At 56.0% G+C, this 12,682-nt stretch carries 11 protein-coding genes and 1 pseudogene; 9 read left to right on the forward strand and 3 right to left on the reverse strand.

All coding sequences use genetic code 11. From position 1 onward, the window contains the following. Positions 1–110: 110 nt before the first annotated feature. Positions 111–977 (reverse strand): aldo/keto reductase family oxidoreductase, encoded by an 867-nt coding sequence (locus UR504_RS02075; protein ID WP_274242976.1) that lies wholly within the window; start codon positions 975–977, stop codon positions 111–113. A 144-nt stretch (positions 978–1,121) separates the two neighbouring features. Between UR504_RS02075 and tcp the strand changes: the two genes are divergently transcribed. Further along, the gene (gene tcp, locus UR504_RS02080) at positions 1,122–2,783 is read left to right on the forward strand and encodes a methyl-accepting chemotaxis citrate transducer (RefSeq protein ID WP_320739280.1); all 1,662 of its coding nucleotides are present in this window, start codon (positions 1,122–1,124) and stop codon (positions 2,781–2,783) included. Positions 2,784–2,810: 27 nt separating this feature from the next. On the opposite strand, the gene smrA is transcribed toward tcp, so the two are convergent. Both smrA and UR504_RS02090 read right to left on the reverse strand, forming a co-directional pair. Continuing rightward, on the reverse strand, positions 2,811–3,374 hold the full coding sequence (gene smrA, locus UR504_RS02085; protein WP_320739281.1) for a DNA endonuclease SmrA: 564 nt from the start codon (positions 3,372–3,374) through the stop codon (positions 2,811–2,813). 355 nt (positions 3,375–3,729) lie between these two features. Next, positions 3,730–4,641, reverse strand: a complete 912-nt coding sequence (locus UR504_RS02090) for a LysR family transcriptional regulator (protein WP_111965698.1) — start codon at positions 4,639–4,641, stop codon at positions 3,730–3,732. 175 nt (positions 4,642–4,816) lie between these two features. Here UR504_RS02090 and UR504_RS02095 point away from each other — a divergent pair, with 175 nt between their 5' ends. The 8 genes and pseudogenes from UR504_RS02095 (at position 4,817) to UR504_RS02130 (ending at position 12,505) form a co-directional block, all read left to right on the forward strand. Continuing rightward, the gene (locus tag UR504_RS02095) at positions 4,817–6,127 is read left to right on the forward strand and encodes a M20 family metallo-hydrolase (protein ID WP_320739282.1); all 1,311 of its coding nucleotides are present in this window, start codon (positions 4,817–4,819) and stop codon (positions 6,125–6,127) included. Then, positions 6,127–7,572: a M20 family metallopeptidase gene (locus UR504_RS02100; RefSeq protein ID WP_320739283.1), complete on the forward strand. Its 1,446-nt coding sequence runs from the start codon at positions 6,127–6,129 to the stop codon at positions 7,570–7,572. Before UR504_RS02095 ends, UR504_RS02100 begins: the two co-directional genes overlap by 1 nt. 41 nt (positions 7,573–7,613) lie before the next feature. Continuing rightward, on the forward strand, positions 7,614–9,140 hold the full coding sequence (gene abgT / locus UR504_RS02105) for a p-aminobenzoyl-glutamate transporter (RefSeq protein ID WP_223582000.1): 1,527 nt from the start codon (positions 7,614–7,616) through the stop codon (positions 9,138–9,140). Between the two features lie 10 nt (positions 9,141–9,150). Further along, positions 9,151–9,666 carry a methylated-DNA--[protein]-cysteine S-methyltransferase gene (gene ogt, locus UR504_RS02110; protein ID WP_115874888.1) on the forward strand — a complete coding sequence of 172 codons (516 nt, stop codon included), beginning with the start codon at positions 9,151–9,153 and terminating at the stop codon, positions 9,664–9,666. A gap of 183 nt (positions 9,667–9,849) precedes the next feature. Next, a complete protein-coding gene (fnr, locus tag UR504_RS02115) occupies positions 9,850–10,602 on the forward strand; it encodes a fumarate/nitrate reduction transcriptional regulator Fnr (protein ID WP_006174991.1) in 753 nt (250 codons plus the stop codon). 146 nt (positions 10,603–10,748) lie between these two features. After that, on the forward strand, positions 10,749–10,931 hold the full coding sequence (locus UR504_RS02120; protein ID WP_014883604.1) for a hypothetical protein: 183 nt from the start codon (positions 10,749–10,751) through the stop codon (positions 10,929–10,931). 320 nt (positions 10,932–11,251) lie between these two features. After that, positions 11,252–11,923, forward strand: a pseudogene (locus tag UR504_RS02125) (SOS response-associated peptidase). Between the two features lie 276 nt (positions 11,924–12,199). Next, the gene (locus tag UR504_RS02130) at positions 12,200–12,505 is read left to right on the forward strand and encodes a transposase (protein WP_111965693.1); all 306 of its coding nucleotides are present in this window, start codon (positions 12,200–12,202) and stop codon (positions 12,503–12,505) included. Positions 12,506–12,682 lie beyond the last annotated feature (177 nt).

The raw sequence follows: 12,682 nt of genomic DNA on the forward strand, positions 1-12,682 counted from the left end.
GGACAAGGATCAAGGCCATTTCCGGAAGCGAACCCAAACGCGTTGAAGTGTCAGAAGATTTAAAACGCGCAAAGCCCGGAAGCGCATGTCGGGCTTTGCGCCTGTGACGATCAGTCCATCAGCGTATTCAATGTTTCCAGCGCGTCAGGCGGCAGCTGCAGTTCCCCCGCCGCGAGGTTTTGCCGCAGATGCGCCACGGAAGAGGTGCCCGGGATCAGCAGAATATTCGAAGAACGCTGCAGCAGCCATGCCAGCGCAACCTGCATTGCCGTGACGCCCAGTGAATCCGCGACAGCCTTCAGCCCGGAAGATTGCAGCGGCGTAAAGCCTCCCAGTGGGAAGAACGGCACATACGCAATCCCCTGCTGCGCGAGCAGATCCACCAGCGCGTCGTCACCCCGGTTCACAATGTTGTACATGTTCTGCACGCACACCACCGGCACCATCTTCTGCGCTTCTGCAACCTGGGTGGCCGTGACGTTGCTCAGGCCAATATGCCGCACCAGCCCCTGCTGCTGTAATTCTGCCAGGGTGGAGAGCGGTTCAGCAATCGACCCTTCCGCAGGCCCGTGTGCGCTAAACATGATCCGCAGATTCACCACGTCCAGCACGTCCAGCTGCAGATTACGCAGGTTGTCATGCACCGCCTGCGTCAGTTCCTGTGCGGAAAAGGCCGGCAGCCAGGCGCCTTTGTCGTTGCGACGGGCACCAATCTTGGTGACGATCGTCAGATCGTCCCGGTAAGGATGAAGCGCCTCGCGGATCAGCTGGTTGGTGATATGAGGACCATAAAAATCACTGGTATCAATATGGTTCACCCCCGCCGTCACCGCTTCGCGCAGCACGTCCAGCGCGGCCTGCTTATCCTTCGGTGGGCCAAAGACGCCCGGCCCGGCGAGCTGCATCGCACCGTAGCCCAGCCGATTAACCGTCCGCGTCCCGAGCGCGTACGTCCCGCTTTTATCAATGCTGCTCATGTTGACCTTCCTCATAAAAATGATCCGGATTTACAACAGGTTCCTCACCGGAGCCCTTAGTTAAGCGCGAGTTAAATTAAAGTTTAAATTCTATACGACGATAGTATTGGTGTACCTCTGCATCCTTTCTAACGGACGACCGCTATGCTGAAAAATCTGCACGTGATTACCGGAATTATCTTTGCCCTCACCATATTCTGTCTGCTGCAAGTTGTCACGGGAGGGTTGTTCTACTCTGCCGTCAGCAACGATCGCCATAACTTCCAGAATTCCGGCGTGCTCAACGCCCAGCAGGAAAGCCTGAGCGACAGCGTGAACACGCTGGTGAAAACGCGCGTCACCGTCACCCGCGTGGCGATCCGCTACCTGAAAAACCAGCGTGACCCGGCTTCCCTTGCGGCGATCAATAAACTGCTGGGCACCGCAGGCGACTCGCTGGCAAAAGCCGAAGCCTATAACAAAGAGTGGCAGAAACTGCCGCAGGTTAAGGGCCAGGAGGCGGCATTGACCGACGAGATGCAGAAATCCTGGAACCAGATGCATGAAGTCATGCGTTTATCAATTGAGTATCTGCGCGCCGACAACTATCAGGCCTATGGCGATCTGGACGCCCAGCAGGCACAGGACGAGATGGAAGCGGTCTATAACCGCTGGCGCGCCGAAAACAATACCCTGCTGAAGGCGGCAACCGAAGAGAACCAGAGCAGCTTCACGCAGATGCAGTGGACACTGGCGGCAATTCTGCTGGCCGTTATCGCGGTTCTGGTGGTCATCTGGCAGGGGTTACAGCACCTGCTGTTAAAACCACTCCACTCCATTATGAACCATATTCGCGCCATTGCAGGGGGCGACCTGACGCAGGAGATCGCAATCTCTGGCCGCAACGAGATGGGTCAGCTGGCCGCCGGCCTGCATGAGATGCAGCAGTCGCTGGTGACCACCGTCAGCGCCGTACGCGGAAGTACCGATTCCATCTACACCGGCGCAGGCGAAATTGCCGCAGGGAGCAACGATCTTTCCGCCCGCACCGAACAGCAGGCCGCCTCGCTCGAAGAGACCGCTGCCAGCATGGAAGAGCTGACCGCGACGGTTAAGCAGAACTCCGATAACGCCCGTCAGGCCACGCTGCTGGCGAAAAACGCCTCTGAAACGGCCGCGCGCGGCGGTCACGTCGTGGATAACGTGGTTCGCACCATGAACGAAATCGCCGACAGTTCGCAGCAAATTGCGCATATTACGAGCGTGATCGACAGCATCGCGTTCCAGACGAACATTCTGGCGCTAAACGCCGCGGTGGAAGCGGCACGCGCCGGGGAACAGGGCCGTGGTTTTGCGGTCGTTGCAGGTGAAGTCCGTACCCTGGCGAGCCGCAGCGCGCAGGCGGCGAAAGAGATCAAAGGGCTTATCGAGAACTCCGTCAGCCGGGTGAATACCGGTTCTGAGCAGGTCAGCGAGGCGGGCTCCACCATGAAGGAAATTGTCGCCGCCGTCACCCGCGTGACCGATATTATGGGCGAGATTTCCTCTGCCTCTGACGAGCAGAGCCGCGGCATTGAGCAGGTGAGCCTGGCCGTTTCGCAGATGGACAGCGTGACGCAGCAAAACGCCGCGCTGGTGCAGGAATCCGCCACGGCGGCGGCGGCGCTGGAAGATCAGTCCGAGCAGCTGCGCCAGGCGGTGGCCGCGTTTCGTCTGAACGGCAAAGAAAAAACGGTAGCCCCGCGCCCGGCCAGCGTGAAAACGCCCCAGCTGTTGCGCCCGGCAACCGCAAACGCCTCCACCGACAGCAACTGGGAAACCTTCTGAGTTTCAGGCGGGCGAGAATATCGCCCGCTAGCGGCTGCGCTTGGCGTGCCGCTCCCAGTTATCCTGTTTTGCTTCACCGGATTTACGCAGTGAAACGTAACATGCCCCGCTGCCGCCGTGATGCGGCAGCGCCACGCAGAAGGCCTGCACTTCCTCAAATTCGGTTAACCAGCGCGCCAGATAGCTGCGCACCACATTGGGATGCGAGTTTTGCTCGCGCCCTTTCCCGTGAATGATAATCAGATTGCGTAACCCGTCTCGTCCGGCCTGGCGAATAAAAGAATAGAGCATCTGACGGCAGCGTTCGGCAGGCTGACGCAGGAGGTTTAAGCTGGCCTGGCGGGCATATTTACCCGAGTGCAGCTTATCAATAACGCCCTGCTGTACCCCTTCGCGCTGGAACGCCAGCGGCTCTTCCAGGGGAAGTAGGTCAAGAAAATCCAGCGTCAGGAAGTTATCCAGCTGTTCACTATCCACCTCCTGGCGCGTCCGCGTATTGCGGCTGGGCTGCCAGTGAATATCCGGGCCACGCTTCAGCGGCTGGACATCTTCCATGGCGTCAAGAAAAAAGGATTTGTCGTCAGGGTTCATGGATATCCTCCGGCTACAACTGAGGACGGTACTATACCTGCGCCTGAGACAGGCCTCAATCACCGTTACGGGCGTCGTGCGCAACAAATATTAACCTGATGAATATATATAGTATTTATAAAATAAAGTTAAATATGACTTAACTAAAATTTCAGCAAGAATGAAATAAGTGATTTGTGTTAAATTTTCGTAAAATCAAGCACTCAATACCCTTCCATTTTGCTAAAAAGGTGTTATACCTAAATATACCTGCTTCATGGATATAATACTCAGGATTGGCGAAAGGACGCACTGCTGTGTGTACTGGAGGATCTGTCTGATGTCGGGCAGATCCTGTTTTTTTATTATCTCACTTTCACGCCACGATTATTTTTCTCGCTTCTCTCCTGAATTGCGTAATTAATGATTCAGCAAGGGGCGTCTGACGTGAATCACGGCGCTGAATTAAATAATATGCTGCTTTGGGAAGCGATTCGACAACCGGCAGCATGACCAGGCGGTGCGCCAGAAGCGGGTCACAGCCTAACTCCTGCGGCAATATGCTTAAAAAATCACTTTGCGCGACCAGGCTAATACAGGAAGAAAATGTTTCGCAGACCACACCAATTCGCGGTATTTGCGAGCGATGGCTAAATACCTCTTCTAACTGCTTATAATAACTTCCCCGCGGCGTCGGCATTGTCCAGTTATAATGCAGAAGTTCATTAATCGACGTTGCCCCCGTTGCCGGATGCCCTTCGCGACAAAATACCGCAAACGGCTTCTCGAAGAGTTTTTCAAACGTAAATTCCTGGTCGTAAGGTCCCTGATAATAGGTGTTAATGGTGAAGTCCAGCTCGCCCTGGCGTAATTCATTGATCATCGACACCAGCTGCCCTTCCATTATCCGCACCTTGACCTGCGGATGCTGCGCATGGAAGCGTGTGATAACGGCGGGCATAAGCGTGCGCGAAACGCTGGCTCCCATTCCGATGTTGATCTGCCCGGCCAGCTCACCCTGCCGCTGACGGATGTCATCCTGCGCGGCACGCAGCTCTTCCAGAATCAACCGGGCGCGCTGGTAAAAGCCCTCACCGCATTCGGTCAACGCGACGCCCTTACTCCTGCGCACGAAAAGCTGCGCCGCCATGCCCTCCTCCAGCTCTTTGATGGATTTGGTCAGCGCCGGTTGCGAAAGATTCAGCGTCCTGCTGGCACCGCGAATGCTGCCCTGACGCGCAACCTCAACAAACGCCCGGATTTGATGAAATTTAATCTGGAATGTCATAGCCCGACCGATAACCGTTGTTTATCAGAGTAAAGAAACTGTCATCTACTTTAATGGAAAGGGATGTGCGAGGGTAATTCCTGAACGGTTAAAACTGTGAAAAATCGGTTAGTGATAAGTAAAAACTATCACAGCGTGAAGCAGTTCACATATTTTAATGATGACAGGAACAGATATGGACACACTGGCGCAGTACATCCAGACGTTAACGCCGCAGCTGAGCGCGTGGCGTCGCGATTTTCACCATTTTGCGGAATCCGGCTGGGTAGAGTTTCGTACCGCCGCGAAAGTCGCGGAAATACTGGACTCGCTGGGTTACGCACTGGCGATGGGCCGCGACGTGGTCGATGCCGAAAGCCGGATGGGGTTACCCGATGACACAACCCTGGCTCATGAGTTTGCCCGCGCGCGGGCGCAGGGCGCGCCTGAAAAATGGCTGGCGCCGTTTGAAGGCGGGTTTACCGGCATTGTCGCCACCCTGAACACCGGCCGCCCGGGCCCAACCCTGGCGTTTCGCGTCGACATGGACGCCCTTGATTTAAGCGAAGCGCTTGACGACAGCCATCGCCCGTTCCGCGACGGGTTTGCCTCCTGCAATCCGGGAATGATGCACGCCTGCGCGCACGACGGCCACACCACGATTGGTCTGGGACTGGCCCAGGTGCTTAAGCAGAATGAAGCCCGGCTCAACGGCACCATTAAGCTGATCTTCCAGCCTGCCGAAGAAGGAACGCGCGGCGCGCGCGCCATGGTTGCTGCCGGGGCGCTGGATGACGTGGACTATTTCACGGCCATTCACATTGGCACCGGCGTACCTGCCGGGACGGTAATCTGCGGCAGCGATAACTTTATGGCCACCACCAAGTTCGACGTGAGCTTCACCGGCGTGGCCGCGCACGCGGGCGGTAAGCCGGAGGACGGTCGTAACGCCCTGCTCGCCGCCGCGCAGGCCGCCCTCGCCCTGCACAGCATCGCCCCGCACAGCGACGGCGCATCCCGGGTGAACGTCGGGGTGATGCAGGCGGGCAGCGGGCGCAACGTGGTCCCCGCGAATGCGCTGATTAAGGTTGAAACCCGCGGCGAAAGCGAAGCGATTAATCAGTACGTCTTTGAACGCGCGAAGGCGGTGATTACCGGCGCGGCGGCGCTCTACGGCGTGAGCGCGGAGATGCGCCTGATGGGGGCTGCCACCTCCAGCGCGCCGACATCGGCGTGGGTGGATTATCTGCGCGAACAGGCGAGCCGGGTTTCCGGGGTTGTTCACGCCATCGATAAGGTGAAAGCGCCAGCGGGCTCCGAAGACGCCACGCTGATGATGGCCCGCGTGCAGCAGAACGGCGGCATGGCGTCCTATATGGTGTTTGGCACGGATTTGAGCGCCGGGCATCACAACGAAAAATTCGACTTCGATGAGCAGGTGATGCCTGTCGCCATCGAAACGCTGGCGCGAACTGCGCTTAATTTCCCGTGGACGCGAGGTGTGTAATGCAGGAGAACTACGCTTTTATTGCCGATGCGATCGATACGCGATGTCGGACGTTAACCGATATTGCCGACGCGATCTGGGATCGCCCCGAAACCCGCTTTGAAGAGGTTTGGTCCGCCGAACGGCTGGCCAGCGAGCTGGAAGCAGAAGGCTTCACGCTGACCCGCGAGGCAGGCGGTATTCCAAATGCCTTTATCGCCAGCTTCGGCAGCGGAAAACCGGTTATCGCCCTGCTGGGCGAGTACGACGCGCTGGCCGGGTTAAGCCAGCAGGCACACTGCGCGACCGCGCAAACCGCCACGCCGGGGGCTAACGGCCACGGCTGCGGGCATAACCTCTTAGGCACCGCGGCGCTTGCGGGCGCTGTGGCGGTGAAAAGCTGGCTGGAGCAGCACGGCGGCAGCGGAACGGTACGTTTTTACGGCTGTCCCGGTGAGGAAGGCGGCTCCGGGAAAACCTTTATGGTGCGCGAAGGGCTATTTGATGACGTCGATGCCGCCGTCACCTGGCACCCGGAAGCCTTTGCCGGGATGTTTAACGTCAGCACGCTGGCGAATATTCAGGCCGCCTGGCGTTTTCACGGCGTGGCGGCGCACGCGGCCAACTCCCCCCATTTGGGACGCAGCGCTCTGGACGCCGTGACGCTGATGACCACCGGCACCAACTTCCTCAACGAACACATCATTGAGAAAGCGCGCGTCCATTACGCCATCACCGACACCGGCGGGATTTCCCCCAACGTGGTACAGGCGCAGGCCGAAGTGCTGTACCTGATCCGCGCCCCGGAGATGGCCGATGCGCAGCAGATCTACGAACGCATCGAGAAAATTGCCCAGGGCGCGGCGATGATGACCGAAACCACCGTCGAGTGTCGCTTTGATAAAGCCTGCTCAAGCTACCTGCCGAACCGCACGCTCGAGGCGGCGATGTATCGCGCCCTGCAGCACTACGGCACGCCGCAGTGGACCGAAGAAGAGCGAAAGTTTGCCCGCGAGATCCGCGCCACGCTGACGCCCAACGATCTACAAAACAGCCTGAAAAATATTGCCGCCACGGGTGGCGACGCGGGTAAAGCCTTTGCCCGTCGTCATCAGGCGACGCTGCTGGTAGATGAAGTCGCGCCTTACGCCGTCACCGACAACGTGCTGGCGGGTTCAACCGACGTGGGCGACGTCAGCTGGAAAATGCCGGTGGCCCAGTGCTTCAGCCCCTGCTTTACCGTCGGCACGCCGCTGCACACCTGGCAGCTGGTGTCTCAGGGGCGAACCTCTATTGCCCACAAAGGCATGCTGCTGGCCGGAAAAGTGATGGGCGCAACCGCGCTCAATCTGCTGCAGGACGCATCGCTGCTGAAAAAATGCCGTGAAGAGTTTGAACAGCAAATACAAGAAAAACCGTACGCGTGTCCGATCCCACGGGGCGTGACACCGTCACCTTTAAAATAAAAAAACACAACACAACACAACAACACTCCCGAGGAACGCCCATGAGTATGTCATCCATACCTTCGCATTCCCCATCCGGTAAGCTCTATGGCTGGGTTGAAAGGATCGGCAATAAAGTGCCGCACCCTTTCCTGCTGTTTATCTATCTGATTGTGATTTTGATGGTCGCCACCGCCGTGCTCTCCGCCTTTGACGTCAGCGTGCGCAGCCCGGCCGACGGCAGCCTGGTGGCGGTGAAAAACCTGCTCAGCGTTGAGGGGCTGCACTGGTTTTTACCCAACGTGATTAAGAACTTCAGCGGTTTCGCCCCGCTGGGCGCCATTCTGGCGCTAGTGCTGGGCGCCGGGCTGGCGGAACGCGTGGGCTTGCTGCCCGCGTTAATGGTGAAAATGGCTTCCCACGTCAGCGCGCGCTACGCGAGCTATATGGTGCTGTTTATCGCCTTCTTCAGCCATATCTCCTCCGACGCCGCGCTGGTGATCATGCCGCCGATGGGGGCGCTGATCTTCCTCGCCGTCGGGCGCCACCCCGTGGCGGGCCTGCTGTCGGCGATTGCGGGCGTGGGCTGTGGATTCACCGCCAATCTGCTGATCGTCACCACCGACGTGCTGCTCTCGGGCATCAGTACGGAGGCGGCGAAAACCATTGATGCGGCCATGCACGTCAGCGTGATCGACAACTGGTACTTTATGGCAAGCTCGGTCATTGTCCTGACGATTGTCGGCGGGCTGATTACCGATAAGATCGTCGAGCCGCGCCTGGGCAAATGGGAAGGCCGCAGTGATGAAAAGCTGGAGACGCTGAGCGAAACGCAGCGCTTTGGCCTGCGCGTGGCGGGCGTGGTCTCGCTGGCCTTTATCGCGCTGGTGGCGCTGATGGTGGTGCCGGAAAACGGCATATTGCGCGATCCGGTTAAACATACGGTCCTGCCTTCGCCGTTTATTCAGGGCATCGTGCCGCTGATTATTCTGTTTTTCTTTGTCGTCTCGCTCGCCTACGGTATCGCCACCGGTAAAATCCGCCGCCAGGGCGATCTGCCGCAGCTGATGATCGAGCCGATGAAAGAGATGGCGGGCTTTATCGTGATGGTGTTCCCGCTGGCCCAGTTTGTGGCGATGTTTAACTGGAGCAACATGGGCAAGTTTATGGCCGTGGGCCTGACCGACGCGCTGGAGGCTGCCGGGCTAAGCGGCGTACCGGCGTTTGTCGGCCTGGCGCTGCTGTCATCCCTGCTGTGCATGTTTATCGCCAGCGGCTCCGCCATCTGGTCGATTCTGGCCCCGATCTTCGTGCCGATGTTTATGATGCTGGGTTTTCACCCGGCGTTTGCCCAGATCCTGTTCCGTATCGCGGACTCCTCGGTGATACCGCTGGCGCCGGTCTCGCCGTTTGTTCCGCTGTTTTTAGGCTTCCTCCAGCGCTATAAACCCGAGGCCAAACTGGGTACCTACTATTCGCTGGTTTTACCCTACCCGCTTATCTTTTTAGGGGTATGGCTGGTGATGCTGGTGGCGTGGTATCTTGTCGGCCTGCCGATTGGGCCGGGAATATACCCGAGGCTGAACTAAAGGAATGAGGATGCTGAGATTACTCGAAGATAAGATTGCGACGCCGCTTGGGCCGCTGTGGGTGATCGCGGACGAGCAGTTTTGCCTGCGCGCCGTTGAGTGGGAAGAGCACAGCGACCGCATGGAAGAGCTGCTCAATATTCATTACCGCTTGCAGGGTTATGAACGTATCAGCGCCACCAACCCGGGTGGGCTGAGCGACAAGCTTGCGGCGTACTTCGAAGGCGATCTCAGCATCATTGATACTCTGCCGACCGCCACGGCTGGCACGCCTTTTCAGCGCGAAGTGTGGCAGGCGCTGCGGTCGATTCCCTGCGGGCAGGTCATGCATTACGGCCAGCTCGCGGAGCAGTTAGGTCGCGCAGGCGCTGCACGCGCGGTGGGTGCCGCTAACGGCTCTAACCCGGTCAGCATCGTGGTGCCCTGCCATCGCGTCATTGGCCGCAACGGTACCATGACAGGCTATGCCGGTGGCGTGCAGCGAAAAGAGTGGTTGCTGCGTCACGAAGGGTATCTCTTGCTCTAGTTCCCAGGCTTTTTGTGCTTAATTTTCTACCGGTTAGGCTAAAAATCCATAATCAAGCTGTGGAATTTCAAGAAGATGGCGACGCATTGTCGTCTCTTGTCCTTATTGAGGGTTTGTCAGGCTTACGTACTTACCAAAAAGATGTTAAAATTGACCAATATCAATTAAGGCTTGAGCAAACCTATGATCCCGGAAAAGCGAATTATACGACGCATTCAGTCTGGCGGTTGTGCTATCCATTGCCAGGATTGCAGCATCAGCCAGCTCTGTATCCCGTTTACCCTGAATGAGCATGAACTCGATCAGCTTGATAATATTATCGAGCGTAAGAAGCCTATTCAGAAAGGGCAGACGCTGTTTAAAGCGGGAGACGAACTGAAATCGCTCTATGCTATCCGTTCTGGCACCATCAAGAGCTACACCATCACCGAACAGGGCGATGAGCAGATCACCGGCTTCCATCTGGCGGGTGACCTGGTAGGCTTTGATGCCATCGGTACGGGCCACCACCCGAGCTTTGCTCAGGCACTCGAAACCTCGATGGTTTGCGAAATTCCGTTTGAAACCCTGGACGATCTGTCCGGCAAGATGCCTAACCTGCGTCAGCAGATGATGCGTCTGATGAGCGGTGAGATCAAAGGCGATCAGGACATGATCCTGCTGCTTTCTAAAAAGAATGCCGAAGAGCGCCTGGCCGCGTTTATCTACAACCTCTCCCGCCGCTTCGCCGAGCGTGGCTTCTCGCCGCGTGAATTCCGTCTGACGATGACGCGTGGCGATATAGGCAACTACCTGGGTCTGACCGTGGAAACCATCAGCCGTCTGCTGGGTCGTTTCCAGAAAAGCGGGATGCTGGCCGTTAAGGGTAAATACATCACTATCGAAAACGGTGAAGCGCTGGCCGTTCTTGCCGGGCACGCCCGTAACGTGGCGTAACACTCCGCATATTGATGACCAGACTGATAAATTCTTGTGATTTATTGGTCTGGTGTAATCACTTCCGTTTCAAGATATTTTCACCGTAGTACGTCCCCACACAGCGCCCGAAAGGTTCTCGTTGAGGTTATGAATTGAGAGAAAGTTTGTTTTTCGTTTCAGTCGTGATTGCCTCAGTGACCTTTATCTTCATCTGGATCATGCTTGTCGGCCCAATGAAGGGGGAAGAAAAAACCTACGTCCAGGACTCCACGACCTTTGCGATAGCAGTGATGGTGCTGCTGTTTATTGCGTTTATCGCGGTGACGACCACGGTGCTTTTCCTCTGATAAATTTTCATGACTTATAAATATGGTATGTAGACCCTTCAACATTCAATAAGTTATCAAAGAAAAATGACATTTTGGTTCGTTATCAGACGATTACGGAGAATGTAGGATAATCAAACGCCCTAAAAACTCCCCCAGCAGCTCATTTCGCCGCCCAACATCCTCCAATTTTGCGTTGCTACTTCCCGTTTCGCAACGTGTCGCTTTACCTTCTCTCCCCTCAAGTGCATATTCCCCACCGATCCGTTTGTAAGACTTTACCAGCGCGCGACTTTTTCTCCCTGCCCTTTACTTTCATTCTGACTGACTGGAGTTTTTTTATGTGTGGAAGTTTTGCACAAGCCCAACCCCGTGAAGAATACCTGCTATATCTTGCCGACGAAGACGACCATGACATCGCATACGACCCGGAGCCGATTGGCCGGTACAACGTCGCGCCCGGTACTAAAATTCTGCTGCTGAGCGAACGCGACGAGCAGCTGCATCTTGACCCGGTCCTGTGATCCTACGCGCCAGGCTGGCGGGACAAAGCACCATTGATAAACGCGCGCGTCGAAACGGTCGCCACCAGCAGCATGTTTAAACCTCTGTGGCAGTATGGCCGGGCAATCTGCTTTGCAGACGGTTGGTTTGAGTGGAAAAAGGAAGGCGACAAGAAGCAGCCCCATTTCATTCATCGGGCAGGTGGCCAGCCGATATTCATGGCAGCGGTCGGCAGCACGCCATTTGAGCGTGGTGATGAATCAGAGGGATTTCTTATCGTGATGTCTGCAGCGGATAAAGGCCTGGTCGACATTCACGACCGTCGTCCTCTGGTTCTGCGATCAGAAGCTGCCCGCAAGTGGATGCGGCAGGATATAGGCGGGAAAGAAGCTGAAGAGATTGCTGCCAACGGAGCAGTACCCGCCGACGAGTTCATCTGGAACGCCGTGACGCGCATCGCGGATAATGTGAAAAATCAGGGGCCGGAGTTAATCGACGTGATCCTATAAAGAAACAAGAGAGCCACATGACTTCCGAAATGAGAGAACAGCAGGTGTTCGGAATGCATACGTACATAACGGTTTCTTGAGTCATAGGGCGCAGGTCACGTCAGCTGGCAATAAGGCTAGTAAACGATTCGATTTTTTGCATGCGCTTTATAAGATTACGCAAATAATTCAATGTATTACACGTCATGTTAGGCTATTTTAGATTTCCCTATTTATTTGTATTGTATCTCCTATCTTCGGTTTGTATATTCATGCAGACAAACCAGGAGAATCGCCATGATTTACATTGAACGCCTTGAATTTATTCATAAAAGTGGAGACGTACTGTATCCCGTGAAAATAACCAGAAAATCATCGGGGAAAACAGCCTTCCACCTTGTGCCATTCGGTCTGGATAAGACTGTGGATCTTGTTGAGGTAGAAGATCCTTTAGAAGCCATTAGGCTGGTTATTGATGAGAGTCATTCCATTCGCTGCAGCACCCTAACCGCTACTATTACGGATAAAAATGGCAAGCGGATTAAGCGAACAGGCATATATAGCATTAACGGGGCTAACATTAGAGAATACAACGTCAGGTAATGGCGCAAAACGGGCCAGGGCATTAGCAAATTTTACCGAACTTTTAGCAGATCTGTATATTTTGTCGTATACAGCCGCGACAGCATTTATCGCTTCATCTGCCACTGCAGCTGAATGCCCTGCCCTCCAAAGTGGAGCATTCCTTTCTCTTGCTGCGTTAGTGCACGACCAGATTCC

Origin of the sequence: Enterobacter sp. 241F3, assembly GCF_034106785.1 — a bacterium.
GTDB classification, from domain to species: domain Bacteria; phylum Pseudomonadota; class Gammaproteobacteria; order Enterobacterales; family Enterobacteriaceae; genus Enterobacter; species Enterobacter vonholyi.

What these genes read in the sequence shown, in the direction of transcription:
- UR504_RS02075 (WP_274242976.1), bottom strand. Translation starts at nt 977, where the DNA reads ATGAGCAGCATTGATAAAAGCGGGACGTACGCGCTCGGGACGCGGACG.
- tcp (WP_320739280.1), top strand. Translation starts at nt 1,122, where the DNA reads ATGCTGAAAAATCTGCACGTGATTACCGGAATTATCTTTGCCCTCACC.
- smrA (WP_320739281.1), bottom strand. Translation starts at nt 3,374, where the DNA reads ATGAACCCTGACGACAAATCCTTTTTTCTTGACGCCATGGAAGATGTC.
- UR504_RS02090 (WP_111965698.1), bottom strand. Translation starts at nt 4,641, where the DNA reads ATGACATTCCAGATTAAATTTCATCAAATCCGGGCGTTTGTTGAGGTT.
- UR504_RS02095 (WP_320739282.1), top strand. Translation starts at nt 4,817, where the DNA reads ATGGACACACTGGCGCAGTACATCCAGACGTTAACGCCGCAGCTGAGC.
- UR504_RS02100 (WP_320739283.1), top strand. Translation starts at nt 6,127, where the DNA reads ATGCAGGAGAACTACGCTTTTATTGCCGATGCGATCGATACGCGATGT.
- abgT (WP_223582000.1), top strand. Translation starts at nt 7,614, where the DNA reads ATGAGTATGTCATCCATACCTTCGCATTCCCCATCCGGTAAGCTCTAT.
- ogt (WP_115874888.1), top strand. Translation starts at nt 9,151, where the DNA reads ATGCTGAGATTACTCGAAGATAAGATTGCGACGCCGCTTGGGCCGCTG.
- fnr (WP_006174991.1), top strand. Translation starts at nt 9,850, where the DNA reads ATGATCCCGGAAAAGCGAATTATACGACGCATTCAGTCTGGCGGTTGT.
- UR504_RS02130 (WP_111965693.1), top strand. Translation starts at nt 12,200, where the DNA reads ATGATTTACATTGAACGCCTTGAATTTATTCATAAAAGTGGAGACGTA.